The 26,744-nt window shown below is 36.8% G+C and carries 23 protein-coding genes; 22 read left to right on the top strand and 1 reads right to left on the bottom strand.

The genetic code is table 11. From position 1 onward, the window contains the following. Positions 1 to 610 precede the first annotated feature (610 nt). From DK188_RS17960 to DK188_RS17860, 20 genes are all read left to right on the top strand, one after another. Positions 611 to 1,420 (top strand): polysaccharide biosynthesis/export family protein, encoded by an 810-nt coding sequence (locus DK188_RS17960; protein ID WP_111672234.1) that lies wholly within the window; start codon positions 611 to 613, stop codon positions 1,418 to 1,420. Positions 1,421 to 1,422: 2 nt separating this feature from the next. Beyond that, positions 1,423 to 3,870 carry a GumC family protein gene (locus DK188_RS17955; protein WP_111672233.1) on the top strand — a complete coding sequence of 816 codons (2,448 nt, stop codon included), beginning with the start codon at positions 1,423 to 1,425 and terminating at the stop codon, positions 3,868 to 3,870. Positions 3,871 to 4,540: 670 nt separating this feature from the next. Then, positions 4,541 to 4,927: a four helix bundle protein gene (locus tag DK188_RS17950; protein ID WP_198673045.1), complete on the top strand. Its 387-nt coding sequence runs from the start codon at positions 4,541 to 4,543 to the stop codon at positions 4,925 to 4,927. Positions 4,928 to 5,013: 86 nt separating this feature from the next. Then, positions 5,014 to 6,009, top strand: a complete 996-nt coding sequence (locus DK188_RS17945) for a mannose-1-phosphate guanylyltransferase (protein ID WP_111672231.1) — start codon at positions 5,014 to 5,016, stop codon at positions 6,007 to 6,009. 19 nt (positions 6,010 to 6,028) lie between these two features. Next, positions 6,029 to 6,412, top strand: a complete 384-nt coding sequence (locus DK188_RS17940; protein WP_111672230.1) for a four helix bundle protein — start codon at positions 6,029 to 6,031, stop codon at positions 6,410 to 6,412. Between the two features lie 103 nt (positions 6,413 to 6,515). After that, entirely contained in the window at positions 6,516 to 7,460 is a 945-nt protein-coding gene (locus tag DK188_RS17935; protein ID WP_111672229.1) for a UDP-glucuronic acid decarboxylase family protein, read from the top strand. A gap of 75 nt (positions 7,461 to 7,535) precedes the next feature. Next, positions 7,536 to 8,408: a glycosyltransferase family 8 protein gene (locus DK188_RS17930; RefSeq protein ID WP_232825767.1), complete on the top strand. Its 873-nt coding sequence runs from the start codon at positions 7,536 to 7,538 to the stop codon at positions 8,406 to 8,408. A 177-nt stretch (positions 8,409 to 8,585) separates the two neighbouring features. After that, complete coding sequence (locus DK188_RS17925) at positions 8,586 to 9,551, top strand: GDP-L-fucose synthase family protein (RefSeq protein WP_111672307.1); 966 nt, start codon at positions 8,586 to 8,588, stop codon at positions 9,549 to 9,551. A 133-nt stretch (positions 9,552 to 9,684) separates the two neighbouring features. Next, entirely contained in the window at positions 9,685 to 10,908 is a 1,224-nt protein-coding gene (gmd, locus tag DK188_RS17920) for a GDP-mannose 4,6-dehydratase (RefSeq protein WP_111672227.1), read from the top strand. Between the two features lie 98 nt (positions 10,909 to 11,006). After that, the gene (locus tag DK188_RS17915; protein WP_111672226.1) at positions 11,007 to 12,317 is read left to right on the top strand and encodes a nucleotide sugar dehydrogenase; all 1,311 of its coding nucleotides are present in this window, start codon (positions 11,007 to 11,009) and stop codon (positions 12,315 to 12,317) included. 78 nt (positions 12,318 to 12,395) lie between these two features. Then, complete coding sequence (locus DK188_RS17910) at positions 12,396 to 13,910, top strand: oligosaccharide flippase family protein (protein WP_111672225.1); 1,515 nt, start codon at positions 12,396 to 12,398, stop codon at positions 13,908 to 13,910. A gap of 5 nt (positions 13,911 to 13,915) precedes the next feature. After that, positions 13,916 to 14,464, top strand: a complete 549-nt coding sequence (locus DK188_RS17905) for an acyltransferase (RefSeq protein WP_111672224.1) — start codon at positions 13,916 to 13,918, stop codon at positions 14,462 to 14,464. After that, the gene (locus DK188_RS17900) at positions 14,464 to 15,663 is read left to right on the top strand and encodes a hypothetical protein (RefSeq protein ID WP_111672223.1); all 1,200 of its coding nucleotides are present in this window, start codon (positions 14,464 to 14,466) and stop codon (positions 15,661 to 15,663) included. The genes DK188_RS17905 and DK188_RS17900 overlap by 1 nt, the downstream gene beginning before the upstream one ends. Continuing rightward, positions 15,651 to 16,850 carry a glycosyltransferase family 4 protein gene (locus DK188_RS17895; RefSeq protein WP_111672222.1) on the top strand — a complete coding sequence of 400 codons (1,200 nt, stop codon included), beginning with the start codon at positions 15,651 to 15,653 and terminating at the stop codon, positions 16,848 to 16,850. The genes DK188_RS17900 and DK188_RS17895 overlap by 13 nt, the downstream gene beginning before the upstream one ends. A gap of 336 nt (positions 16,851 to 17,186) precedes the next feature. Continuing rightward, positions 17,187 to 18,206, top strand: coding sequence for a glycosyltransferase family 2 protein (locus tag DK188_RS17885; RefSeq protein ID WP_111672220.1), 1,020 nt, complete (start codon positions 17,187 to 17,189; stop codon positions 18,204 to 18,206). Further along, complete coding sequence (locus DK188_RS17880; RefSeq protein ID WP_111672219.1) at positions 18,178 to 19,329, top strand: EpsG family protein; 1,152 nt, start codon at positions 18,178 to 18,180, stop codon at positions 19,327 to 19,329. Before DK188_RS17885 ends, DK188_RS17880 begins: the two co-directional genes overlap by 29 nt. A gap of 151 nt (positions 19,330 to 19,480) precedes the next feature. After that, complete coding sequence (locus DK188_RS17875) at positions 19,481 to 20,638, top strand: glycosyltransferase (RefSeq protein WP_111672218.1); 1,158 nt, start codon at positions 19,481 to 19,483, stop codon at positions 20,636 to 20,638. A gap of 45 nt (positions 20,639 to 20,683) precedes the next feature. Next, on the top strand, positions 20,684 to 21,322 hold the full coding sequence (locus DK188_RS17870; protein WP_111672217.1) for a CatB-related O-acetyltransferase: 639 nt from the start codon (positions 20,684 to 20,686) through the stop codon (positions 21,320 to 21,322). An 8-nt stretch (positions 21,323 to 21,330) separates the two neighbouring features. Next, entirely contained in the window at positions 21,331 to 22,086 is a 756-nt protein-coding gene (locus DK188_RS17865) for a glycosyltransferase family 2 protein (RefSeq protein ID WP_111672216.1), read from the top strand. After that, a complete protein-coding gene (locus DK188_RS17860) occupies positions 22,083 to 23,756 on the top strand; it encodes a capsule assembly Wzi family protein (protein WP_111672215.1) in 1,674 nt (557 codons plus the stop codon). The genes DK188_RS17865 and DK188_RS17860 overlap by 4 nt, the downstream gene beginning before the upstream one ends. 684 nt (positions 23,757 to 24,440) lie before the next feature. On the opposite strand, the gene DK188_RS17850 is transcribed toward DK188_RS17860, so the two are convergent. After that, positions 24,441 to 24,845, bottom strand: coding sequence for a helix-turn-helix transcriptional regulator (locus tag DK188_RS17850; RefSeq protein WP_111672213.1), 405 nt, complete (start codon positions 24,843 to 24,845; stop codon positions 24,441 to 24,443). 360 nt (positions 24,846 to 25,205) lie between these two features. On the opposite strand from DK188_RS17850, the gene DK188_RS17845 reads away from it, so the two are divergent. Then, complete coding sequence (locus tag DK188_RS17845; protein ID WP_111672212.1) at positions 25,206 to 25,460, top strand: hypothetical protein; 255 nt, start codon at positions 25,206 to 25,208, stop codon at positions 25,458 to 25,460. Between the two features lie 328 nt (positions 25,461 to 25,788). Continuing rightward, positions 25,789 to 26,436, top strand: coding sequence for a DUF6266 family protein (locus tag DK188_RS17840; RefSeq protein ID WP_111672211.1), 648 nt, complete (start codon positions 25,789 to 25,791; stop codon positions 26,434 to 26,436). Positions 26,437 to 26,744 lie beyond the last annotated feature (308 nt).

Genomic DNA, 26,744 nt, shown 5'->3' with positions numbered 1-26,744 from the left:
ATTCGGGTGAATCATCGGTCATTCGGATTCACGCTGAAAAGAAGTGATTTTGACGAATTGTTTTTTTAAACTAATTATGTAAATTCCCTTAAACTTTTTCAATATGGTACAGATACAAAGAACTTGTCTTCATTGCGGCAAACCGATTCAAGGACGATTAGATAAGAAATTCTGCGATGATAGCTGTCGAAACACATATAATAATCAGCAAAATGCAGATAATGTAAATTTGATCAGGAGGATTAATCATGCTTTAAAAAAGAACCGAAACATTCTCCAAACTTTGATACCACAAGGAGAGGAATTGGTTAAAATTCCCAAAGATAAGCTGATCAGGGAAGGATTTGACCTCAAATTCTTCACCCATGTATACCAAAATAAAAAAGGGAGTTTATACCATTATTGTTACGATTATGGATATCTGGAATTGGAGGGGGATTGGTTTTTGATTGTGAAAGGGAAATAGAGATAATTAAAAAAATCTAGAAATAAATGCCGAATAGACTGAGTTTTGCCATAGTAGATTTCCATTTTGTTAAAAAGTGGGACTTTTTTAAGGAAAACTCTTAAGTTTGCTCAGTTTTTGAGAAGAGGGAATAAAAATTCATATATGCGTAGACTGACCAGTTTATTAAGTCTTGGACTTATTTTTTGGGCTTCAATGGCCTGTGTTTCAAATGAGAAAATCATTTATCTGCAAAATTTAGAAGGAAATCAGGCGATACCTGAAGGTGAACTTATTTCCTATGAAATTCCTGAGTATAAGCTTCAGTACAATGATATCGTGGATGTGAATATCCAGACGGTAGAGGACCTTTTACTTAATGGTTTCAATAATAAGTCTGTCAGTGGAAACCAACAAATGCAGGTGGCAGGTCAAAGTGGTGGGGATATCTATTACATGACAGGTTATACCGTGGACATGAATGGAGATATACGATTGCCTATCATAGGTACAGTGAATGTAAAAGATAGAACAATAGAAGAGGCCCGAATTCAAATAGAAAAGCAACTTCGGGAATATGTGACCACTGAGGTTTACGTAAAGGTAAAGCTGGGAGGTATCCGATATTCTGCTTTAGGGGAATTTAGAAGGCCGGGAAAATTTGTAGTGCTTCAGGACAGAATGACCATTTTTGAAGCAATTGCCAATGCAGGGGATCTGACCAATATCTCCAAGCGGGATGAGGTCCTTTTGATCCGTCAATATCCTGAAGGGACGAGATTACACCGCTTGAATCTCAACGATCGCCAACTGATCCGCTCTCCTTATTATTTCATTCAGCCAAACGATCAAATCTATGCAGAGCCGATGAAGGTAAGAGAGATCGGAGCTGGAGAAAATGCTGCCCAATCTTTGGCATTAATCATTTCTGCGATTACAGCAGCTGTTTTGATTATTAACACAGCGACTCGATAACTATGTATCCCAATTCACCACAGGTAAATCAATCCCAGCAATCTCCATTCATGGTCAATCAGGAAGACGAGATTGATTTGAAAGTAATCTTATTCAATTACCTTCAGTACTGGCCACTGATCCTCATTTTTGCGTTTTCTGGCCTAATTGCAGCGTTCCTTTTCAACAGGTTTGCCACTCCGGTTTACAAAGTTGAATCTACAGTAATTGTAGAAGATGAAAATGCCGCTTTGGGTGCTGACTTATTTGAGTCTGCCGGACTTTTGGGTCTTCAAGGTAAAAGCAATATTGAAAACGAAATTGGAATTTTGAAGTCCTTTTCTTTAGCCCAAGCCACCTTAGATAAGCTAAACCTTAATGTCAGGTATTTCAAAGAAGACTTTTTTAAAAAAACAGAGGCTTATGCAAATTTTCCAATTTTTGTAAAAGTAGATTGGTCCAAGCCTCAGGTAGTGGGTGGACTTTTCAAAGTGGAAGTAATCGACGAAAATTCATTTCAGCTTTCGATTGAAGAGGATAAGTTTTCCATTTTTAACCCAAACGATCCCTATTACAAGACAGAAGTTGAAGAATTGATTCTGCCGTCTCAAGTCTATAGCTATGGAGAATTGATCAAGGGAGATTCCTATGAATTTTCAATCGAAAAAGTATCAGCACTTACAGACGAAGTATTTTATTTTCAATTAATGGATACGCCAAGTCTCGCACTTGGATTAAGAGAAGATCTTTCGGCTGCTCCTTCTAACAAGCAAAGCTCTATTGTAAATTTAAGCTTGGAAACCCCCCTCCGAAGAAAAGGGGAAGATTACCTAAACACCCTGATGGAGACCTATTTGCAGCGTGAATTGGATGATAAAAACCGGACTGCTGAAAATACCATCAATTTTATTGACCAGCAGCTAAGCGGCATCACAGATTCGCTCAGAGGTTCAGAAAATAAGTTGGAGAAATACCGTTCCGAAAATAAAATCTTCAACCTTTCTCAGGAAGGTTCCATCATTTTTGAAAAGCTCTCTGAATACGAGAAAGAAAAAGGACTGAATGAAATTAACCTAAAATATCTCCAAACACTCCGGGATTATTTATCCAGCGGGAAGGCTGGAGAGTTGGTAGCACCTTCGGTAATGGGTACAGCCGATCCACTACTCAATGCCCTGGTACAAAGCTTATCTGAGATGCAGGCTGAGCGGGTTAGAATTACCGCAAATTTCTCGGAACAGACTCCACAGGTACGGGATATCAATTCCCGAATTCAAAATACCACCAAAGCATTGCAGGAAAACGTCAATTCCGCTATAACCAACACACAAAATGTATTGGCCGATTTGAATAGCAGAATCAGAACCATTGAGCGAGAAATCAATGCCCTTCCGCAAACCGAACGGGAACTGCTCAGCTATACCCGACAGTTTACCATCAACGAGAATATCTACATTTACTTTTTGCAGAAAAAGGCCGAGGCTGAGATTACCAAAGCCTCCAATATGCCAAGCAATAAAATCTTGGATTTTGGTAAATCTGGACAACTTCCAATTGCACCCAAGCGCTCCCTGAATTTGCTGATTGGTTTGATTTTAGGTCTGATTCTCCCAATTGGTTTTATCACAGTTAAGGATTTCCTTAACACCAAAATCGAAGACCCTAAAGAACTCGAAAAACAAATCAAAGTTCCGCTGATCGGTATGATCGGCCGAAATAATTCCGAGGATGCTCTGCCGGTCTTTAATAACCCGAGATCAACTGTAACAGAATCATTCCGTTCTTTAAGGGCTGACCTCGCATACCTTAGTCCTCAGCGTGAAAATCTGACCTTGCTTTTCACCTCTTCGATTTCTGGGGAAGGAAAAACTTTCGTTTCACTGAACATGGCTTCTGTTTTCGCCTTGATGGGTAAGAGGACCATGTTGATTGGACTTGATTTACGGAAACCAAGAATTGCACAGGATTTTGGTTTAGTCAATGACAAGGGAATGAGTACATGCTTGAGCTCTGATGTTCCTTGGCAATCCGTAGTCAAACCTTCTGGGTACGAAAACTTGGATGTTATCCTTTCCGGTCCCATTCCACCTAATCCTGCAGAATTGCTTCTTCAGGATAAATTCAAAACTATAGTTGAGGACATCAAAGCAAACTATGATGTAATTGTATTTGACTGTCCTCCAGTGGGTTTGGTTTCTGAGACTAAAGAACTGTTTTCCTTTGCTGATGTGAATTTCTTCGTATTCCGACAGGGCTATTCAATGAAAGGAAATAGCCAAATTTTGAATAATCTGGTTGAAAAAGGAGGAGTCACTAAAATCTATGGTATCCTTAATGATCTCCATATTGATAAAGGGTATGGTTATGGCTATGGATACGGCTATGGATACGGCTATGGAAGTAATTCCTACGGATATCACGAAGAGGTACAGCTTCCTTGGTGGAAGCGTGCCCTCCGAAGACATAAATAGCTTTAATCCTGAATCAATAGTCGCATTTAAAAAATGTAATCCCACTAGGGAGTTTGTTCCATTTCCGAAATTGAAACCAATAATGGGGCATGTTTTTCCTGATCATATCCAAAAATTTAAATTAAAATTGATCTGGCTGCATGTGTTGATGTCTGTTTGATCGGAGAGGCAGCTTTTTATTTTTGAATAAAAAAATCAGATCAAATGCATTTTTTTTTATATGAAAAAACAGGAAAAATATAGGATTAAAAATGAGTACAAAAACTACTCAGTTTTGTACCTTTACCAAGCCAACTGATTCAAAAACGGCTAAATTTTGAATCTACGGCCTTTTTTGATTACGATTAACCCAAAATTAACTGTAAGTCTTTCAAAGATTTGCATCTAAAATTTTAAAAGCTAAGACCAGCAGGAAATAGGTAGAGTTAGCAGATTAGGTCGCATTTTTTGGGTCACTCCAATCTTCCCACTTTTGCGATTTTGATCCACTCTCATTCCAATGGGACTGAAAGGGCGAAGCTATGTTTAAGTTTTAGTTTCTGGTTCCTTGTAAATAGATCATTCATTTTTCTTATATGTTCAAAGTTCAGGGTTCAATGTTGAAACCTAATCCTTTAATCAACAATTCAAAAGTTTTGCATCTTTTCTCTATTTTTTTAAATAGAAATTGATGAAAATAAGTCGATTTGAAGATTTAGAAATTTGGAAAGAAGCTAGGGAGCTTTGTAAAGTGGTTAGAAGAATCACAAAAAAAGACAAATTTTCAAAAGAATTTAGGTTTGTTTCTCAGTTAAATAGTTCATCTGGTTCAATTATGGATAATATTGCAGAGGGATTTGATCGAGATGGAAACAAAGAATTTATTCAGTTCCTCTCAATTTCTAGAGGTTCCAAAGCAGAAACAAGATCCCAAGTCTATAGAGCATTTGATGCGGAATATATCACAATAGCAGAGCTTGAAGATCTTTTGATTCGAACCGAAAGTCTTAGAATTAAAATTAATAATTTGATTATTTATCTAAGGAATTCAGATAAAAAAGGCAATAAATTTAGCTGATAAGATTAAAGGGTTACTTTTTAAGTTTCTTTGAACCATGAACATTGAACTTTTAACTTTTTACTTCCAATTTTTACCTAAAATATATGAAAACAATTAATGTCATCCTTTCGGGCGGAGTAGGCTCCAGGCTTTGGCCCTTATCGAGAAAATCCAGGCCGAAGCAATACCTCCCAATTTTTGGAGGACAAACCTTATTTCAAAAAACTGCTCTCCGGAATAATCCTTTTTGTGAGAAGGTTATAGTAGTAGGGAATCGCGATAACTACCAGCTTTCCCGAAAGGATTTAGAGGCCTCCAAAATCTCCGATTTTAAAGAAATCATTGAGGCTTGTCCAAGAAATACAGCCGCTGCAATTGCATTTGCGGCCTTTGCAGCTGATCCTAACGATATTTTGTTTGTTACACCTTCGGATCATTTGATTGATTCCACGAAGGAATACCAAGCATCGGTAAATCGGGCTGTCCAATTGGCAAGCGAGGGTTTCATTGTAACATTTGGACTCCAACCAACCAAACCCGAAACTGGCTTTGGCTATATCGAAGCAAGTGGGGAAGAAGTGAAAAGTTTTCGGGAAAAACCCAATCTGGAGACTGCCGAAGAATTTCTTAAAAAAGGAAATTTCTTCTGGAATTCGGGAATGTTCTGCTTTAAAGCTGGAGTCTATTTGGAAGAGTTATCCAGATTCGAACCTGAAGTTTTTGAGGCTTCAAAAAAAGCTTTTGAAATCTCCGATTCAGGGAAATTGGACTTTCACCTATCGATGGCTATTCCTTCTATTTCAGTAGATTACGCAGTGATGGAGAAAACGGATAAAATCAAAGTCGTACCCTCAAATTTTCAATGGTCGGATATGGGATCTTTTGAATCCATATATGAATACCTGGAGAAAGAAGGACATCCCAAAGATGAATTTGGAAATTTAGTTATCGGTACTGATATCCATACCGAGTTTTTGGGAATGACAGACACGATTCTTATTCAGACACCAGATGCTATTCTTTTGCTGAAGAAAGATAAGGCTCAGGACGTCAAAAAAATTTATGAACGTCTAGAAAAAGAAAGGCCTGAATTGGTCTGAAAAAGTTAAAAGTTAAGAGTTGGCTAGAATCGAAAATTTTGAAGACCTAGAAATTTGGCAACTTGCTAGAGAGCTTTGCCAAATTATTAGGAAACTTTCGAGGGTAGAAATTTTTGCAAAAGACCTGAGGTTTGCTTCTCAAATAAATTCAGCATCTGGATCGATTATGGATAATATCGCCGAAGGATTTGAAAGAGATGGAAATAAAGAATTTATCAATTTTTTGTATATCGCAAAAGGTTCGAATGGTGAAGTTAGATCCCAATCATACCGAGCATTTGATGCTGAATTTATTAACAAGGCATCCTTCGAAGATATCCTTGCAAGAACAGAAACATTGAAAAGAAAAATAAACAATCTCATTCTCACTTTGAAGTCAAGTGGCCCCAAAGGTTACAAGTAATATTAACTTTTTTGACTTATCTTTTAGTATTTAACTACTTAACCCTTAACCCTTAACCAATTAACTCCATATCCCAATAACCCTTAACCTTAAACCCCAACCTATGAAACGAATTCTTGTTACCGGAGGAGCCGGATTTCTAGGCTCTCACCTTTGTGAGCGATTGCTTAATGAAGGCAATGAAGTTCTTTGTGTGGACAATCTGTTCACAGGAAGAAAGTCTAATATCCATCACCTTTTGGATAATAAGAATTTTGAATTCATGCGGCATGATGTCACCTTCCCACTTTTTGTAGAGGTGGACGAGATTTACAATTTGGCCTGTCCTGCTAGTCCGGTTCACTATCAGTTTGACCCGGTTCAGACGACTAAAACCTCCGTCCTTGGAGCGATCAATATGCTTGGTTTGGCCAAAAGATTGAAAATTAAAATTTTGCAGGCCAGTACCTCAGAGGTTTACGGTGATCCTGAAATTCACCCTCAGCCTGAATCGTACAAAGGAAGTGTCAGCACCACAGGAATCCGTGCCTGCTATGACGAAGGGAAGCGCTGTGCGGAAACCCTGTTTTTCGATTATCACAGACAGCATAAGGTCGCCATCAAGGTCATGCGAATCTTCAATACCTATGGTCCACGGATGCATCCCAATGACGGAAGAGTGGTGAGCAACTTTATAGTTCAGGCCCTCCAAGGACGCGATATTACAATTTTCGGAGATGGAAAACAGACGCGTAGCTTCTGTTATGTAGATGACAACATCGAGGGAATGTATCGCTTGATGAATTCCAGAGATGGATTTACCGGACCAGTCAACATCGGTAATCCAGGTGAATTTACCATGCTGGAACTTGCCGAAATGGTCATTGAAATGACAGGGAGCAAGAGCAAATTGATATTTCTTCCGCTTCCTCAAGATGATCCGATGCAGCGAAAGCCAGTGATCGAACTAGCCAAAAAGGAATTGGATTGGGAGCCAAAAGTAGAACTTAGAACGGGTCTTGCTAAAACGATCCAATACTTTGACCAACTCTTAACCCTTAACCCCTAACTTTAAACTATCCACTTTAAACTTTAAACTCCCGAATTTTTTTTGAATCCATTTATTCCTTCTGTCCTGTTCACAGTGGATATAAAATTTATCCAACCGTTAACAGTTACCATTTTTTCTCTTCTTAAATCAAATCCAAGTGTAAGTTTTAAGATTTATCTCATCACTGAAATAGAGGATGAATCAAGATTGGATTCTTTGAAATCGCTTGTCCTTTCCAAAGGGAGTCAATTGATTACGAAGAAAATCGGAGCCAGCTCCTTTTCGAATCAAAAAATAAAATACCATTACTCAATTGCTAATTATTATCGCTTATTGGCAGCTGAGATGATTCCAGAAGAGCAAGTTTTGTATTTGGATTCAGACATTATAGTTCACGGACCCATTCAAGAATTATACGCAACAGACCTTGCAGAGTACCCTCTCGCAGCAGTTTACGATCCTCAGGTACAAGACCTGGATCGATTGGAATTAAGTGCTGAACAGGGCTATTTTAATTCTGGAGTAATGTTGCTCAATTTGAAAATTTGGAGGGAACAAAACCTCGGATACAAGGTAATCGAGTATTTGACGAATTTTCCTACCCGAATTCAATATGCTGATCAATGTGGTTTAAACGCTGTCCTCCAAGGTAACTGGCTTCGCTTAAATCCCAAATGGAATGTGATGACCTCCTTTTTCAATCCAAAACATAGAAATACTGCTCTAAGGTATTTTGGAGAAGCATTCGATTTGGCTGTTCAGAAACCAATCATTCTTCATTATTCTGATTCCCCAAAACCCTGGGAGTTCAGAAATAACCATCCCTTAAAGAAATTGTATTGGGATTATCTGAACCAAACAGAATTCAAAAGGAGATTTCCAAAGGACCTGACTTTCTCCAATCTTCTCCGTTGGGCAGTACCGAATAAACTGAAGAAGAAATATTGGAAGTTGAGGCAAAAGTAAAGTCTGTGAAACCCATAAAATTCAGGTTAACTGACCACTGAAGCTCAACGATTAACCCGAATCACTGTCGACTGAGACTGAATACTTTAACCAGCGCCTGACTACAGGAACCTTAAAAAATTTTAGACTTTGAAGTATCACTTCACCGATTAATCAATTCAACCTACTATTTTGAGCATTAATCACAATTCCAAAATATACATCGCTGGTCACCGAGGAATGGTAGGCTCAGCGATTTGGAGAGCGCTGGAAGCCAAAGGATATTCCAATTTGATAGGGAAAACATCCTCCGAATTGGACCTAAAAAATCAGCTGGCGGTTTCCGATTTTTTCGAAAATGAAAAGCCTGAAGTTGTAATTGATGCAGCTGCAAGAGTAGGGGGCATATTGGCAAATAATAACTTTCCCTACCAGTTCTTGATGGAGAATATGCAGATTCAAAATAATCTCATTGACTACTCCCTCAAGGCAGATGTTAAAAAGTTTATCTTTTTGGGTTCATCTTGTATCTATCCAAAGCTTGCACCTCAGCCTCTTAAGGAGGAGTATCTTTTAACAGGTCCTTTGGAACCTACAAACGAATGGTACGCAGTAGCTAAAATAACTGGGGTAAAAGCTTGTGAGGCGATTCGAAAACAATTTGGAAGGGATTATATCTCCTTGATGCCTACCAATTTGTATGGACCATTTGATAATTTTGATTTGACCTCATCCCATGTTTTGCCTGCTATGATTCGGAAGTTTCATGCCGCTAAATTGAAAAGTGAAGAAACTTCGGTTGCTGAGCCGGTCGAATTGTGGGGATCGGGTAAACCGATGAGAGAGTTTTTGTTTGTGGAAGATTTAGCAGACGCAGTTGTTTTCGCTTTGGAAAATGAATTCAGAGACAACCTCTACAATGTGGGTACTGGAGAAGACCTGACGATAAAGGAATTGGCCGAAACAATCCAAAGAATAGTAGGACATACCGGAGAAATTAATTGGGATTCCAGTAAGCCAGATGGCACTCCAAGGAAACTTATGGATGTATCCAAAATGACCCATGCAGGTTGGAAAGCTAAAGTTGGACTAGAGGAAGGAATTCAAAAGACCTATCAATGGTTTTTAGAACACCAGAACTCATATAAGGAAGTAAAAATCTAAAAATTTTTAGGGGTTCGATGTTCAAAGTTCATCAACCCCGAAATCCCAACTCGAAACAACCCCTCAATTCGACAATTAAACAGTTTCCCAGTTCGGCAACAACCCCGAACTTCGAATCCTGAACACTCAAACAATGACATCTTTTAAAAACGATAAGGTCGCACTTATCACCGGTATCACCGGCCAAGACGGATCATACTTAGCTGAACTTTTACTTGAAAAAGGTTACCAAGTTCATGGAATAAAGCGTAGGGCTTCTTCATTTAATACGCAGCGTATTGATCACCTATATCAGGACCTTCACGAAGGTTCTGTCAATTTCAAATTGCATTACGGGGATTTGACTGATTCCACCAATATCATCCGGATCATTCAAGAAGTCCAACCTGACGAGATATACAATCTCGGTGCAATGAGCCATGTAAAGGTTTCTTTTGATTCCCCAGAGTATGTCGCCAACGTAGATGGTATAGGAACTTTAAGAATTCTAGAAGCAGTTCGGATTTTGGGTTTGGAGAAAAAGACCCGAATCTATCAAGCCTCAACTTCTGAGTTATATGGAGGAATGCCTGAAAATAAGAATGCGGCAGGATTCTATGATGAAAGCTCTCCATTCTATCCCCGTTCCCCATACGGTGCGGCCAAAATCTACGGGTTTTGGATCACTAAAAACTACCGGGAAGCCTATGGAATGTTCGCCTGCAATGGGATTTTGTTCAATCACGAATCCCCAAGAAGAGGGGAAACCTTTGTTACCCGGAAGATCACCATGGCGACTGCAGCCATCGCTTTAGGCAAGCAGGAATGCTTATACCTAGGAAACCTAGATGCACGTCGAGACTGGGGACATGCCAAAGACTACGTCAAAGCCATGTGGATGATTCTTCAGCAGGATAAGGCGGAAGACTTTGTGATCGCTACAGGTAAAACCACCAAAGTGCGTGACTTTGTCCAAATGTCCTTTGCCCACGTGGGCTTTACCCTCCGCTGGGAGGGAGAGGGAGTTGAGGAAATTGGGGTTTTAGTAGCTGTAGATGAACAAAAGTACTTTGAGGCAACAGGCCTACAGTTCAGGGTTCAAGGTTCAGAGTTAAGCACACTGAACACTGAACACCGAACACTTGTCAGCCTGAGCACCTTAGCGACAGGTGTCGATAAGTTCGAAGGCCTTAAAGTAGGTAGTATTCTCGTTAAAATCGACCCCGCCTACTTCCGACCAACCGAAGTAGACCTCCTTCTCGGCGACCCAACAAAGTCCAAAACTCAATTGGGTTGGGAACCGGAATATGATCTGCAAGGGTTGGTGGAGGATATGATGGTAAGCGATCTAGATTTAGCCGCAAAAAATTTCAAATGAAGAATTAATTATAACTATTAACTATTAACTATTAACTATTAACTATTAACTATTAACTATTAACTATTAACTATTAACTATTAACTATTACTTTTTTTATGTTAAAACCAATTTTCGAAAATAAAATAGCCATCATAGGCCTAGGATACGTCGGCCTACCATTAGCAGTGGCATTTGCTGAAAAATTCAAAACTATTGGTTACGATATCGACCCAAAACGGGTAGATGAACTCCAAAAAGGACATGATAGAACCCTCGAGGTAGAGGATACAGAACTTCAATCAGTTCTAGTAAAAGCATCCTTGGACCTTGATCAAAAAAGCAAAGGCCTTTTAATTACAGATGCTGTCCTGCCGATTTCCTCAGCAAATATCTTTATCGTCACAGTTCCTACTCCTACGGATAAGCATAACCGGCCAATTCTTACTCCGATGCTGAAAGCTTCGGAAGCCATAGGCAAAATCCTTAAAAAAGGTGATGTGGTGATCTATGAATCGACTGTATATCCCGGTGTTACGGAAGAAGAGTGTGTTCCTGTACTCGAAAAAGTTTCTGGTTTAAAGTTTAATATAGATTTCTTTGCAGGTTATTCACCGGAACGAATCAACCCAGGAGATAAAGAGCATACAGTCACAAAGATCTTGAAAGTCACATCAGGCAGCACACCTGAAGTAGCAGAGTACGTGGATCAACTCTATAAGGCAGTAATTACTGCAGGCACGCATAAAGCATCCTCCATCAAAGTAGCCGAAGCTGCCAAAGTAATCGAAAATTCCCAACGGGACATCAATATTGCCTTTGTCAACGAACTGAGCAAGATCTTTAATTTGCTGAATATTGACACCCAGGAGGTGTTAGAAGCTGCCGGTACCAAATGGAATTTCTTGCCATTCCGTCCAGGGTTGGTTGGAGGGCATTGCATTGGCGTAGATCCGTTTTACTTGGCACAAAAAGCCCAGGAAGTAGGATACCATCCGGAGATTATCTTAGCAGGTCGTAGACTAAATGATTCGATGGGCAAGTACGTCGCCACTGAGACGATCAAACACATGATGCGGAAGGACTTGAAAGTAATCGATGCAAAAGTCTTAATACTTGGTTTTACTTTTAAAGAGGACTGTCCCGATGTGCGAAACACCCGTGTAATAGATATCTACAATGAGCTGAAGTCCTTCGATATGGATGTAGATGTGTATGATCCTTGGGCTGATGCTGCTGAAGTCAAACATGAATATGATATCGATATTATTAATGGTGGTTCCAAGCCAAATCTGAGTGATTATTCAGCAATCATCCTTGCGGTAGGTCATCAGGAATTTAAGTCATGGGATATCCGAAAGTCTGATTCGAAGGTTGTGTATGATGTGAAATCGGTATTGAACAAAGAATTGGTGGATTCTAGACTTTGAGAACTTTTTGAAAAAATTATTTTATAGCACAACTTCAAAACCGTCTTTGATAAAACGATTTAGTTATTTTCATAATAAATGGTAGGGAAGAATAGAGGGTTATTAAGTAGTGGAGTATGGAATATCGTAGGCATAATAGCAACTGCATTAGGAGCTTTTGTGTCTATGCCGGTGGTTATCAATGGTATTGGAACCGACAATTATGGGTTATTTAGTGTGATTTTGATGATTGGCGGGTTTGCGGCATTGCAGGATTTTGGATTAGGAGAAGCAACATTAAGATTCATCTCATTTTATTCATCTAAACGAGATTTGGTAGGGATTAATAGGGTTATGCAATCAACATTGGTTGTTTATCTTATTACATTAGTTCTATTTTTCTTACTATTACAACTCTTTTCTAGTCAAATTATCGGTTTATTTAAGTTAGAAAAGTCTCAAATTGCCATTGGTATAAGATCATTCAAAATCGCAAGTATAAGTTTTCTGTTTGGAACCTTAGGACAAGCGTTACAAAAAGTTCCAGAAGCAGTTCTTAGATATGATATTTCGAATATTGTAAATATAGGTTTTACAATTTTTAGATTTGTGTCTATGATTTTGGTGGTAAACCACGGATTTGGCTTAGAAGGCCTCGTCTGGGTACTAGTGGTTGTCTCTATCTTACGATTAATAGCCTTTTATATTGTTTCCATTAGATTAGTTCCAGGGATTACAATATATCCCAAGTATAATAAAGATGGTGTTAAAGAGGTGTTTAGTTTTAGTGTCTACTCGTTTTTCAATCAAATTATATCGCAAGTTTCCCAAAACACTGATAGAATTGTGTTAGGAATGTTTTTCAGTGTAACTTCTGTTGGATTCTTGTCTGCTCCCAAGGATATTATTCAGAGAGTTTCGGGAATTACAGGGGGCGCCGGACAAGCGCTTTTTCCAAAATTTAGTTCAATGAGTGTCAATCATGAAATGGCTCAGTTATATCAACATAGCCTATGGATACTCTCTTTTTTATCACTCGTATTGCTTATCCCCCTAGCGATTATTATTCCTGGATTTTTGAACGTCTGGATTTCTCCGGAATTCTCAGAAAATAGTGCTGATTTCGCCAGTCTTTTTTCATTGGGAATGGCTTTTAATGGGGGAGTTGTGGTGTATTTCTCCCTTTTGAAGGGGATTAATAGAATAAAATGGCTGACCAATATCATGTCCACCTTCACAATTGTATCGATTATAGCTACTGCTATCTTGGTGTATAGGTATGGAGTCGTTGGTTCAGGAATAAGAACTATATTGTTTTCTTGGATAGGGACTATTATTTGTATTGTAGTTGGAAAGAAGGTTTTTAGGGAATTTTTCAATTACCGGTCAATTTTTGAATTTGCAATAGTTTTACCTATAACTGGGATATTAGTATATCTTTTGGGAATTAAATCACTCCATTATTACTCAATCGACTCGTGGATAAGTGTGATTGTTAGTTATTCGGTATATGCTATCGTCACGTGCTTCGGTATTTCATCTATTAATTATTTAATTTTTCGAGAAACTGGCTCCAGCTACTACTGTTGGATCTTACTTAAATCTAAAATTTGAAGATAATGATTGTCTTATTAAAAAAGCTTTATATTTTATTCAAACTTTCAGGAACGTTTTTATTTGATACTCTTTTTCGAATTCTGGAAATTTCTTCTCAAGTTTTTCCATCATCAGCCTGGGGTTGTAATATTAGAGGTTGGGTATATAAGCCATTCCTTCGAAAATGCGGAAATAATTTTCAAGTTGCATTGGGTGCGAAACTTGAGCATTGTAGAAATATTGAAGTAGGAAACGATGTATATATAGGACATGGTTGCTGGATAAGCGGTGTTAGAGGTGGTATAATCTTTGGTGACGAAGTTATGTTAGGCCCTGGCGTTAAAATGGTGAGTAGCAATCATACTCCTGTTAATGGAAGTTATCGATTTGGACCTGGAATTGGTAAAGAGATTAAAATAGGGAAGGGTACATGGATAGCGGCAAATGCGGTAATCACAGCGGGTGTATATATAGGTGATGGCTGTTTAGTTGCCGCGGGCGCTGTAGTTACAAAGAGCTTCGACTCCAATTCTGTTATCGCAGGAATCCCTGCGAAAAATCTCTCAAAGTAATGAAAAAGATAATTTTAAGTCTCGCATCAAAGCTTTTTTATAAACCTTTATTTGTTAGATATTGCAGTCAAACGATCTATCAGGTATTAATTGGCTGTATTCGGCTCTACGAAGCAACGAATAAGGATATTTGGTTAAAACGCGCTCATAGGGTGTGTATAATCTTGGTTTCAACGCAACAGGAAGACGGTGGGTTTGATATCGGATATGAATTTAACTTTGGTCTTTTACATAAAAAGGGGGAGAGTACTTCTCCGGAACTAGTAGGTTTGTCTGCGTTAGTGCGTTATTACAAAATTTCTGGAAATCAAATAGCCGCGGAGGCTGCTCATAAAGCAGCAAACTGGATTAAAAATAATGCCGTAAAAGTTGATCAGAACAAATGGATGATACCTTATGCACCTCGTACCATCAACCAAGTTATGGTTTATAATGGAACTTCATTCGCTGTGGGGGCATTAGGAGAATATCTTTCAGTTTTCCCAGATGTAGAATTAGATGTTATTTATCATGGTATGGTAGTATATTTGGAGTCTGTAATGTCTTCGGATCAACATGGCTTAGGGAAATTTTGGTTTTATTCTGATCAAATGCGTGATGATCTTTCAGAGGAAGCACTAAACAAGATTGATTATTATCATCAAATGCAACAAGTTGAAGCACATTGTGAATCTCAATTTGTCAAACCCACTGATGAACAACGTAGGATAATTGCTTCAGCAAGCATCCATGTGTCCTCCAAACAAGAGGACGATGGTAAAATACCCTATCTGAATAAGAGAACTGATATTCATCTGTGGGGCTATTGTTCTTGCGCTTCGGGGTTTCTTCTGGCTGGAAAAGTTGTAGAAGATATGAATGAAGAATTCAGGAACAGAGCGAGGCTAATTTATGCATGGATAGAAAAGTACTCTTGGAATGGGAAGTATTTTTTTCCTATTGTTTCTCATAGGAACCAAATTGTAGATAATTCTTTTTATGTGAGAAGTGACGCTTGGGTATTTAATTCATTTGCACTTGCAGTGAAGGAAAATATAGAATATGATAAATACTATAGTATTTGCGAACTAAGTTATCAAGCTATGTCTGCAGCTGATTTTTCTGGACCTGAAAATCATGCATCTAATCGAAGTAAAAGACTATATATTTACGTTCTGAATAGTCTGGGTAAAATCAAAAGGACTTTATGGCGAAAATAGCAATTCTTCATGAGCTGCTGGGGAGATCAAAAGGGGGCATTGAAGCTTGGATCTTTCATTGTTCGGAGGAACTTGTCAGGCAAGGACACAAGGTCGTTCTAATCCATACGATGGGTGATAATATTCCAGATGATGCTGCTCCAAGAGATGTAGAAACTGTAAGTCTTGACACGTCAAAAGTGAGACCTTCAGTTTTCTTTTTAAGATCTGTTTTTAGTTACAAAAAACAATTAACTGGAGTATTAGGTTTGTATGATCAAGTCTGGTCGCGTTCGTTCGGAATGGCATGGGCAGCGTCGAGATTGGTCAAAGAAAAATCAATATATATTAACGCTGCTCCATATTCCTATTATACCTATCGTTCAATCTGGTCTTTATTAAGACGCGCTAGGAGTGTCAAAGATATAAGAATAGCAATATCTTCCCAGTTTTCATATATCGTAGCATGGTACTTTGAGAAAAATGCGATTCAAAGTAGCGTTAATATCTTCCTTAGTAAAAAAAGGAAAGATCATACCCTCAACTTTTTTAAACTGAATGAGTCAAGAATGAAGGTTGGAGTTGTACCGGCTGGAGTTGATTACAATCGATTTCACCCAAGAACGTCCTCGACAGATATACTCGCAAATAGTGTCTTTAATATTATAAGTGTTTGTCGCATTGACAAATTGAAAAATATACAATGTGTTATTAGAGCGGTAAAGATCCTTACAGATGAAGGCCATAGTATCAATTATTCAATCGTCGGGGATGGAGCCTACCAAGTGGAACTACTGAAGCTGGTAGAAGATTTGACCCTAAAAGAGTTTGTTTCATTCGAAGGGAAACAGAAGAATGTCGAGAGGTGGTATCAAAATAGTCATTTGTTTGTACTTCCTTCGTTGTATGAAGGATTTGGTAGTGTATATATAGAAGCTATGTCCTGCGGTTTGCCCTGTATCGCTATTAGTAACAGCAGTGGGGAGTTTAGCGTTGCGTCCGATGAAATTATTTCACATGGGTTGAATGGTTATTTAATGACAAAAAACTCCGAACATGAGTTGGCGAATTATATTAGGAATCTTATGGTTAACCGAAAATTGTTAGCTCAATTTGGCGTTTCAGCTCGAGAGACTGTGTTAAGGGAATTTACATGGGAAAGGACTATTTCTCAAATTTTGGAATCCATTAAAGTGAATGAAAATTAAGATTGGCCAACAAACTATCAATTATTATTTCCGTTTATAATACGGAATAGTATATAGAAGATTGTTTGAATTCTGAACTTATTATAACTGATTCTTTTTATGATATAGTATTTTTGATTTTTTTAACAAACCTTTCATAGCTATTGTCAAGGAAATGCGAAGGCCTGCAAGGTTTCAGTCACTATTGAGGGCTTTTGGTCTAGAAAATAGGGTAAGCACTCAAGACGAATCAATAATAATGCATATTCTATCGAAAAATAATAACTTTAGTAAAGTCAATAGTGTTTTAGAAGCTCAAAGAGAGAAAATTTTCTATATTTTTACAAAAGCATTTAAATGACTAGACCTAAAGTTTCTATAATAATTCCGGTATTTAATGTTGAAGGCTATATTTCCGATTGTTTACAATCAATTTTAGGCCAAAGTTATAGAAATTATGAATTGTTGTTGATTAATGATGGCAGTACAGATCAATCGGGTAAAATTTGTAATAATTTTGCTTCAAGTGATAGCAGAATACAGATATTTAATCAGGAAAATAGAGGTGTTAGTGAGGCTAGAAACTTTGGTTTAAAAAAGGCTCTTGGGGACTGGATTTGTTTTGTAGATGGAGATGATGAACTTTACCCTAACTGTTTAGAAGGTATATTTGGAAGTGTTGATAGTCTTAAATCCGAAGTAATTGTAGCACGTTCCTTCACATTTAAAGATGGAGTGGTTCAGAATGAGAGATACAGTTTTGATGATTCCTTTTTAATCGTCCAGTATGACGGAAATCACCTAATTTCTAAGAAGAGCTATATAAGAGGTTCTGTATGTGGATGTTTATTTAGTCGGAAATTTTTATTTGATAATGACGTGGTCTTCCCCATTGGTCTAAAGAACGGAGAGGATAGCATATTTATGTTTTTAGCATATATATATGCGAAAGAAATTCAATTTATCGACCAGATATTTTATTTGGTCAAGGAACGTGAAGGTAGTGCATCAAGAAAGAGATCGGTTAACAATGTGTACCGAATGATAGATAATATTAAGTATATCTATCAATATATCTATTTACATCCAAAATTAAATAGTCTTCAAATAAATATTTTAAATTATAGTATTTATTTGGTTGTTTCTTCAATTTTTAACAAATTATATTATTGTTTTAGTCTAAAAAACTATTTTGGGGTTTTTAATTCTGTTCGAAATGAACTTTTAACGAAATTGAATATAGGCACTATTAAACAAAGTAAAACAAAAGTAAATCTATTAAATTGTTCTTTGTTTCTATTTTCAATTTCGGTTCTTTTAAAAAATTTTATTAGGGACTTACAAAACAATGGTTTTTCAAAGTCTAATAGTTTATAGTATATTAGTGGCAGTAATGGTTGCATTTGCTTGGCTATACTCCCTGCAACGAAGTCATCAGTATGCTTATTTTAATACTAGAGTTTCTAACGATAGTAAGCGAATATACTTGATTTTAATTATTTGTATTTTTTCTTTGGTTATGGGTTTGCGTTATAAGGTAGGAGCCGATTATTTAACCTATTACGAGGGATATTTTTATAATATTGATGTCGGAAAGGGAGAGGTATTTTTTGTTTGGATTAGAGAGTTGTTTAATAGCTTGAATTTTCATTTTACCATTTATTTTTCCTTTTTGGCTTTTTTAAATATCACATTTTTTGTATTAGCGTTCAAAAGAGATGCTTTTGTGCTTCCTTTATTGCTGTTCTTTATTTTTGCAAATGGTGACTGGCTATTTTGGATGAATGGAATTCGTCAATCGATAGCTATGTGTATATGGATATATGCACTTAATTTTATCGAAAAGGAAAAGTTATGGATGTACTTTGGTTTTTGTTTATTGTCTATAGGTTTTCATACAAGTGCTATTATTTTAATTCCATTATATTTTTTTTTAAAAAATGGTAAAGATTATTTTAGGAGTATTAGAATTCAATTGATGTTGTTTTTGACGGCTTTTGTTATTCAGTATTTGTTTAACTCCTTTTTGGCTAGAGTTGCTCCGGTAATTGAATTTTATCAATCAGAAATATCGGGCGGATTATATGATTATTCAATGGAAAGGTTTCAAGAGGAGGCTTCATCAACCGTTGGTGGTTCTGGAATTGCCTATTATTTTAGATTATTATTAAATACGTTGGTAATTTTTAATAGTAAGAAATTAAAGGATTACTTTTATAGTAAATGGTTTTTAATAATCTATTCATTGTTTTTTATTGGATTACTAACTGAAAATATTTTTCCAGTAGGATCGATAGTTATCACGAGACCATTTCGTTACTTCTTTATTTTTGAAAGTATAGTATATTCTTATTTTTTATTTTATTTATTTAAAAATTCACTGTATACTAAGGGCTTTGCTTATGTGTTAATTTTGACTTTCATTTCTATATTTTACTTAAACATTATTACGGCTAATGTTGATTCGAATATTTGGTATCAATTTTATTTTGATCGTTAAATTTTGATCTGAGATTTATTTTTTATTGATATTTTTAAATAGTAAGTTGTTTTTATTATTTGTTATTTTTCTTAAAACTTTATAATTTTTATTAAGTTCATTACGTGGTTTATTTATATTTATTGGTTATTAATTTTTATCATAATTTGTTGTGAAAATAGCTCATATATGTTTAGCAAGTTTCTATATTGATAATTATTCTTACCAGGAAAATATTTTGCCTAAGTATCATAAGAAACTTTTATTTGATGTAGTCATTATTGCGTCAACAGTCTCTTTTGATAGTCAAGGTCAACCCTGTTTATTGGAACAGATGGAAACAGAATATATTTCTTCCGACGGTATAAGGGTTATTCGATTAAAATTTAAGAATTTCCTCTTTTATTTCAATAAGATACTTCGTAGGTATTCAAATTTCGAGTATCGGCTATTTGACGAAAAACCTGATATTGTTTTTCTACATGGAGGCCAATTCTTAGATATTGATATAGTAAGAAAGTACAAGTTAGTAAATCCGAATGTTAAAATATTTGTAGATAATCATGCGGACTACATTAATAGTGCTAGGACTTGGTTTTCAAAGAATATTTTACACAAGATTGTATGGAGGTTTGTTATTAAAAGATTGGAGCCATATGTCACTAGATTCTGGGGTGTGACTCCCTCCCGTTCTGATTTTTTAGAGGAAGTTTATAAAATCAACAGACTTAAAATCGATACTTTGATAATGGGTGTAGATCTAGATAATGCGGATTTTGCTCATAAAGATTTACATAGGCGGAGTTACCGTGAAAAGTTGGGATTTAATGATGATGATTATGTGATTATTTCAGGAGGTAAAATAGATTCACATAAAAAAGTGGACCAATTATTAAAAGCGTTTACTTCTGTCAACGCCAAAAATTTTAGACTATTGGTTTTTGGTGCGATAATGAAGGATTTTGAAAACCAATTTTTTGATTTAGTTGCTAGCGATAGAAGAATATGTTATTTAGGATGGCAAAATTCTTCAGAAATTTATAAATATTTGTTTGCGTCTGATTTAGCTGTCTATCCAGGTACTCATTCCGTGTTATGGGAGCAGACAATAGGTATAGGAGTTCCTGTAATAATAAAGAAGTGGTCAGGATTCCATCATTTGGAGGTGAATAAAAGTATCATAGCCTTAGAGTCGACATCAAGTTATAACCTTAGGAAGTATATATTAGAGTGTTACAATAATAAGAAACTATTGAGCGAGCTCGCTTCAAAAAATTATGTATTATTTTCCTATGAGAACATTGCCAAAAAATCTATTGATATTGATTAGTATTTTGTTTTGTATTTCTTGTCAAGCTTTATAAATAATTTTCTCATGCATTCATTTTTAAGATTTTTTTTCAATTTTTTTTCTATATCTAAGAATAGCACCATAGAAAGCAGCGCGGTGGTATATCCATTTTCAGTTGTTAGCAATTCCTATCTTGGAAGTTATAGCTATGTAAGTTATTTTTCAAAAATTAATAACACAAAAATTGGTAAGTTTTGCTCTATAGGGCAAAATTCAAAAATGGGATTGGGTAGACATCCTACAAATTTTATATCTACCAACCCTGTTTTATATTCTGCGCTTAATCCATTAAAAGAATCTTGGACTTCTAATGACTCAGGTTTTGAGGAACATTTACCAATTTCAATCGGTAGTGATGTGTGGATAGGTGCCAATGTTACGATTTTGGATGGTATTACTATTGGTGATGGGGCAATTATTGGAGCGCACTCGCTAGTTACGAAAGACGTTTCTCCTTATTCAATAGTTGGGGGTGTTCCTGCAAAAGTCATTAAAATGAGATTCAGTTCTGACATTATAGCGAAATTATTGGAGTTAAAATGGTGGGAGTGTTCCATTGAAACCTTAAAGAAATGTGCTTCAATGGGTTTATTTTCAAAAGACGTAAATTTGGATCTATTGTCTAGAGTTTCAGATTTTATTAAAGACAGCAGTTCTAATTAGGAAGTATAATGAAAGTAAGTATTATCACTGTTACGTATAACTCTGCGGCTACTCTTCAAGATACGATCGATAGTTTGGAATTTCAGGATTACTCAGATATTGAGTACTTAGTGATAGATGGTAATTCTATTGATGATACCGTGGCTATTGTAAGAAAAAATTCTAAAAGTATTAGCAATTGGATTTCCGAGCCGGACAAGGGGTTATATGATGCCATGAATAAAGGTATAAGAATGGCTTCTGGAGATATTGTCGGTATAATTAATTCTGATGATTTTTATCATAGATCAGATTCTATTTCACAAATAGTTAATGCATTTAGAGATTATAAAACAGAATGTGTATATGCTGATGTCCGTTTTGTTGATCCATCAAATTTGGAAAAGACAGTACGATACTATCGTTCCGGAAGGTTTTCACCCGAAAAATTTAGAAAAGGATTGATGCCCGCTCATCCTACTTTTTTTACTTTTAAGAGTAACTTCGAGAAGTTTGGTTATTATAAAACTGACTATAAAATCGCTGCTGACTTTGAATTGTTAGTTCGTTTTCTGTATAAACACAAATTGAGCTATCATTATCTGCCCATCGATTTAATGAAAATGCGAACTGGCGGTTTGAGTACCAAATCATGGAAAAGCAATTGGATTATTAATCAAGAGGATTTAAGAGCTTGTAAAGAAAATGGACTTAAAACCAATTACTTTTGGTTGTATTCCCGCTATTTTAAGAAAATTTTAGAATTATTTCCTAGCCTGTTTTGAGAATTTTTATTTTTCTTATTTTCTCCCTTTTAACTCAGGTAATTCTTGCTCAAGGAATACCTGCTGGTTTTCCAGTTCTTGAAGAAAGAACAAGAATCAATCAGTTGCTCAAGGATTCTACAACAAGTTCATTTCTTTTAAGACCAAATACTTCTGTATCTTTTGATTCAGTTTTGCCTTTTTATGATCCTGTTGGATTAAGTAAATATGGAATAGAAGTTAATACTATTCCTTTAATTACTACTATTCGAATTAATACCCAAAGGCCGTATGGTTGGGGGAATTATGGCATGGTTCCGAATGTGGGATTCCAACAATATGTCTCAACTGGGATACATGCAAAATTTAAATTTGTCAGTTTTCAATTCCAACCTGAATTTATCTGGGCATCGAACAACGATTTCCAAGGCTTCGGTGAAAATTTATCAGATCAAGAAATTCGAGATAGATTTCATACACTTAATGTTGGTGATCACCCAGAAAGATTTGGTACCGATATTTATTCAAAGTTTTGGTGGGGTCAATCAAAGCTGACTTTCCAATTCGGAGCTTTTGAAATAGGGGGGTCTACTCAAAATATCTGGTGGGGACCAGGTCAGTTTAATTCTTTAACTTTTTCCAATAATGCAAGTGGGTTTCCGCATTTGACATTTAATACAACGAAACCTGCCAAAACTTTCCTGGGTAGTTTCGAAGGTCAGATTATTGTTGGTAAACTCACGAATTCAGGAATTGCCCCTCTTCAAAATCAGGAATTAAATGAAAGATTTTTTAGGCCTCTGAGAGATGATTGGAGATATTTGAATGCCATGACCATCACTTATAGTCCAAAATGGTTAAAAGGAATTCATGTTGGGCTTTCGCGTACTTTCCAACAATATAGTAGTATGATGCAAAACGATTTTGCTAGCTATTTTCCTATTTTTGATCCTTTCCAAAAGGAATCTTTATTTGATGAAAATGGCACTACAGTAGAGTTTGATGGTTTAGGAAGGGATCAGAGTGCTTCATTTTTCTTTCGAGTATTCTCCAAAAGATATAAAACTGAATTCTATGGTGAATTCGGTAGAAGAGATCATGCCTTTAATTGGAGAGATTTTATTTTAAGTCCAGAGCATGCAAGGGCTTATATCCTTGGTTTCAATAAAGTTGTTTCTTTAGAGAACCCTAACCGATTTCTTCAAATCAGGGGAGAAATTACGCATCAGCAAGAATCTATTAATCGATATATTCGGTATAGTGGGTTAGGAGGTGAGTTTTCTTGGCACACTCATGGGATTGCCCGGGGTTTTGTTCAAAATGGAATTCCTTTGGGAGTGGGAATTGGAATGGGATCAAATGTCCAATCTATCGAGTTTGCCTTAGTCGAGAATTACAACAAAGTCGGGATATTACTTGAACGATTGGCAAATCAACAAGACTTTTATTATCGAGCTTTTGGCCAACAATCAGAACGTAAACCTTGGATCGACCTTTCCCTCGGCTTTTTATACGACAAGCAGTTCAATAACCTCCTTGTCAGTTCTAAGCTCCAACTCATTCACGCAAGAAACTACCAGTGGCAACTTGACCCTGCCAGTACGCCAGAGTTTCCGAAAGGGGAGAACCTGACTAGTGTAATGGGGCAGCTGAGCTTGATTTATTTTTGGAAGAAAAGGGAAGAGAAATAAGTCAAAGGCGAAATACAATGGAAATAAACCTCCCTTCACTCGGTGAAAGAGTAAAAAGGAAAAGAGCTAGAATAGTAAAAGTATAAGCCTACAAATATTTTAGATCTAAACGCCCCCCGAAACGGAGGCGTTTTTTGTTTCTAGGAATTTATAATTATGAGGTCTTGTTAAAGGATTTTTATTCCTAAATGCTAAACCCTTCTAATGGAAACTATATCCCGGAAACAGGAGTAAATATCGTCCGGCATTTTCAATTCAACAATTACTCAATTCACCGATTCAACAATTAGTAAACTCAACCCTTGAACATTGAACTCCTGAACCTTGAACATTTTATCCTTGATCACCATACATTCAACAATTCAACAAGCCATTTATCCCCCATCAGTCCCGTATCAATTCCATACCAGTCCCATAGCAAAGGCATAGATACTTAACCTTTTTAGCAGTGCCGAAATACAAGTCAAGTAAAAAGGGGAATATTTTTTATTTTTCATCGGGTTCGGTTCTTCGAGATTTTTGTTTCTTCGAATCCCGATTGCATCGGGAGCAATTGCGAAGTCCTGCCATAGGATTTGAAATCCGGCAAAAATTTCATTGCTTTTAGGACTCCTTCCCACAGGAGGGAGACAAACTTATGGATTCTTCTGTCTTAAGTCTCCAGTCTTCCGACTCCTCTCTACCTCATTTCCCCAACAGCTTTTCCAGCCTTCCCATCATCTCATCCTTCTCCTTTAGCATCCGCTCATAAAGCGCAATTTTTTCTTCGTGGAGCTTTTTGATTTCTTCTAGTGGATTGAATTGGAAAGTTCCACCAGAATTTGCAATAAATGCTTCTTTGTTAAATGTATTGGCTATAATATTTACAGCCTGTTCCTCATCAAAATTCTGAAAAGCCTCTACCGGAATTCGTAAGATCTCACCCACCTGACGAAGCAATTCTACCTCTACTTCTTCTTTCTGCTCCAGCAAACTGATCTTCTTTTGGGACCACTCTTCCCCAAGTTCATGAGCTAAGGCCTCCTGCTTAATTCCCATCATCTCGCGAAAACGCTTGATATTTCTGCCGTGGTGAATTTTCTCGTTCATAGTCTTTATTTACTTTGGAAAAATAGGGAATGCCCTGATAAAGCAATAAACTAAATTATCCCATTTTCCGAATTTTAACAAGAATGGACAGAATTTAGAATTTGTACAACAGTCCATTGCAGCGTCTTAGAAAGCATAAAGCCAAAATACTTAATTAAATCTTTTTACTAAAAAAGGCTTTTCCCATCGGTAAAACTGAAAACTTTTTTTCTAACTCTTCAAAATAAGCATCCTAATTGGCGGGTTTAGAATATTCGTTTGTGATAATTCATTTCGTATTCCGGATTTTTCATTCCCCAATGGAATAGTTTATTCTTTTTCATTCTCGGAAATTAGGCCTATCACTAAACCTCTAAGGACATGCTCACTTTAGAAACGGAATACCACCAAAATGAACTTTTTGACTCTTACCTCGCTCATACTCGGGATGTGTTTCTTTGGGAGATCCTTCAAGGCTGGATCGTTTTCCTCGCCAAAAGAGAAAAATCACCCGATGAAATCGAGCAACGACTCTATTTTTTCGAATTGCTATCAAATCACCTTCATTTTGCACAATCCGAATTTGAAAGAAATCGCTTAGTGAAAGCGGAAAAGCTTTCGGAAAGAAATCCTTAACGTCTAAAAAAGGGTTTGAGAATTTCTTTTCATAGCGGGGTAATACCTATTTCATGGCTAAGTAAGGAATTAAAAAGCTCTCCCTAAAAGTAACTTTAAGCACTTTTTTTCCTTATTAATCCCAGAATAAATTCGAGCAAAATTCAGGGTTAATTCGGACTTTATTAGGCCTTTCTACTCATATTGACTGTATTAAGGTAGATGTAAAGCTGGAGTAATGTAAACGCATATTTCCGCAAAATCCGTCAATTCCGCACATTCAATTGCAGCATTTCTCAGCTTTGTTTTTTTTGGTCCATACTATTGAACACAGTAAATAATCAATACTATGGCTAAAATAATGAGTTTTGGAGGGCTTCGGCCCCAAGGAAAATCGGGTGGTTTTACATTTTATGAATTGGATGGGCAGACAATCATGAGAAGGCTACCTACACCCAATCACCGAAATAAAACCCATCCATCACCGCTTCAACTTATCAATCGAAAGCGATTCAAGGATATCAATGCATTCCTGAAACCCTTTAAGCAGGTGTTAAACTTCGGATTTCAGAACCAATCTACCCTGTCAAAAAGTGGGGTTCACTGCGCTTTCAAAGAATTTCTACAGAAGGGATATAATTTTGGGGTAAATCCTCCTATTGATCCGGCATATCTGAAAATTAGTTCTGGCCCATTACTTGGACCTGAAAATGCGGAAGCTAAGCGAAATGGGAACCTCATTGAGATTTTCTGGGCTGATAATTCAGAAAAGGGGACTTCCTTTATGCCTGAACAAGCGATGGTTTTCCTTCTTCATCAAGACACAGGAAAATTTCACTGGATAAAAGAAGCAAATTCAAGATCCAAATTACAGGCTAACCTACCATTGTCTGAAGCGGACCTTGAAAAATCATGGTTCGTTTACCTGGCCTTTTATCGTAAGGTAAGTTCGAATTCCTATCTGTTTTCGGATTCTGTTTTCGTGGGTAAGGTTTAATATGTTAGTATAGTTATTCAATGAAATACTATACTAACTCCATTTGGCCCAAGTTTTCCAACTTGGGCCCTTACTATTGCTGACTTCGAACTGCAATTGGATCGGGATTCTATTTTCAGGATGGTTCCGTTCAAACTCCCTGTTCCATTGCGCTGGCACCAACATCCTTTACCTATTAGACATCTTGCGCCAGCACTAAAATCTATTCTATTCCTAAATCACGGGGTTGAAACCCCGGGCTATGCCTACGGCACGCCTTGGTTGCTGCCCTAATGTATGAAAATATTCTCCTTACGAGAAGGAAGTCT

The organism is Algoriphagus litoralis, assembly GCF_003259255.1.
In the GTDB taxonomy this organism is placed as follows: Bacteria; Bacteroidota; Bacteroidia; order Cytophagales; family Cyclobacteriaceae; genus Algoriphagus; species Algoriphagus litoralis.
The sequence above is the reverse complement of the archived record's forward strand: the minus strand, read 5'-3'. Positions and strand labels throughout refer to the sequence as shown.

Coding starts and splice junctions, on each gene's coding strand:
- DK188_RS17960 (WP_111672234.1), top strand. CDS start 611: ATGCGTAGACTGACCAGTTTATTAAGTCTTGGACTTATTTTTTGGGCT.
- DK188_RS17955 (WP_111672233.1), top strand. CDS start 1,423: ATGTATCCCAATTCACCACAGGTAAATCAATCCCAGCAATCTCCATTC.
- DK188_RS17950 (WP_198673045.1), top strand. CDS start 4,541: ATGAAAATAAGTCGATTTGAAGATTTAGAAATTTGGAAAGAAGCTAGG.
- DK188_RS17945 (WP_111672231.1), top strand. CDS start 5,014: ATGAAAACAATTAATGTCATCCTTTCGGGCGGAGTAGGCTCCAGGCTT.
- DK188_RS17935 (WP_111672229.1), top strand. CDS start 6,516: ATGAAACGAATTCTTGTTACCGGAGGAGCCGGATTTCTAGGCTCTCAC.
- gmd (WP_111672227.1), top strand. CDS start 9,685: ATGACATCTTTTAAAAACGATAAGGTCGCACTTATCACCGGTATCACC.
- DK188_RS17915 (WP_111672226.1), top strand. CDS start 11,007: ATGTTAAAACCAATTTTCGAAAATAAAATAGCCATCATAGGCCTAGGA.
- DK188_RS17910 (WP_111672225.1), top strand. CDS start 12,396: ATGGTAGGGAAGAATAGAGGGTTATTAAGTAGTGGAGTATGGAATATC.
- DK188_RS17905 (WP_111672224.1), top strand. CDS start 13,916: ATGATTGTCTTATTAAAAAAGCTTTATATTTTATTCAAACTTTCAGGA.
- DK188_RS17900 (WP_111672223.1), top strand. CDS start 14,464: ATGAAAAAGATAATTTTAAGTCTCGCATCAAAGCTTTTTTATAAACCT.
- DK188_RS17895 (WP_111672222.1), top strand. CDS start 15,651: ATGGCGAAAATAGCAATTCTTCATGAGCTGCTGGGGAGATCAAAAGGG.
- DK188_RS17885 (WP_111672220.1), top strand. CDS start 17,187: ATGACTAGACCTAAAGTTTCTATAATAATTCCGGTATTTAATGTTGAA.
- DK188_RS17880 (WP_111672219.1), top strand. CDS start 18,178: ATGGTTTTTCAAAGTCTAATAGTTTATAGTATATTAGTGGCAGTAATG.
- DK188_RS17870 (WP_111672217.1), top strand. CDS start 20,684: ATGCATTCATTTTTAAGATTTTTTTTCAATTTTTTTTCTATATCTAAG.
- DK188_RS17865 (WP_111672216.1), top strand. CDS start 21,331: ATGAAAGTAAGTATTATCACTGTTACGTATAACTCTGCGGCTACTCTT.
- DK188_RS17850 (WP_111672213.1), bottom strand. CDS start 24,845: ATGAACGAGAAAATTCACCACGGCAGAAATATCAAGCGTTTTCGCGAG.
- DK188_RS17845 (WP_111672212.1), top strand. CDS start 25,206: ATGCTCACTTTAGAAACGGAATACCACCAAAATGAACTTTTTGACTCT.
- DK188_RS17840 (WP_111672211.1), top strand. CDS start 25,789: ATGGCTAAAATAATGAGTTTTGGAGGGCTTCGGCCCCAAGGAAAATCG.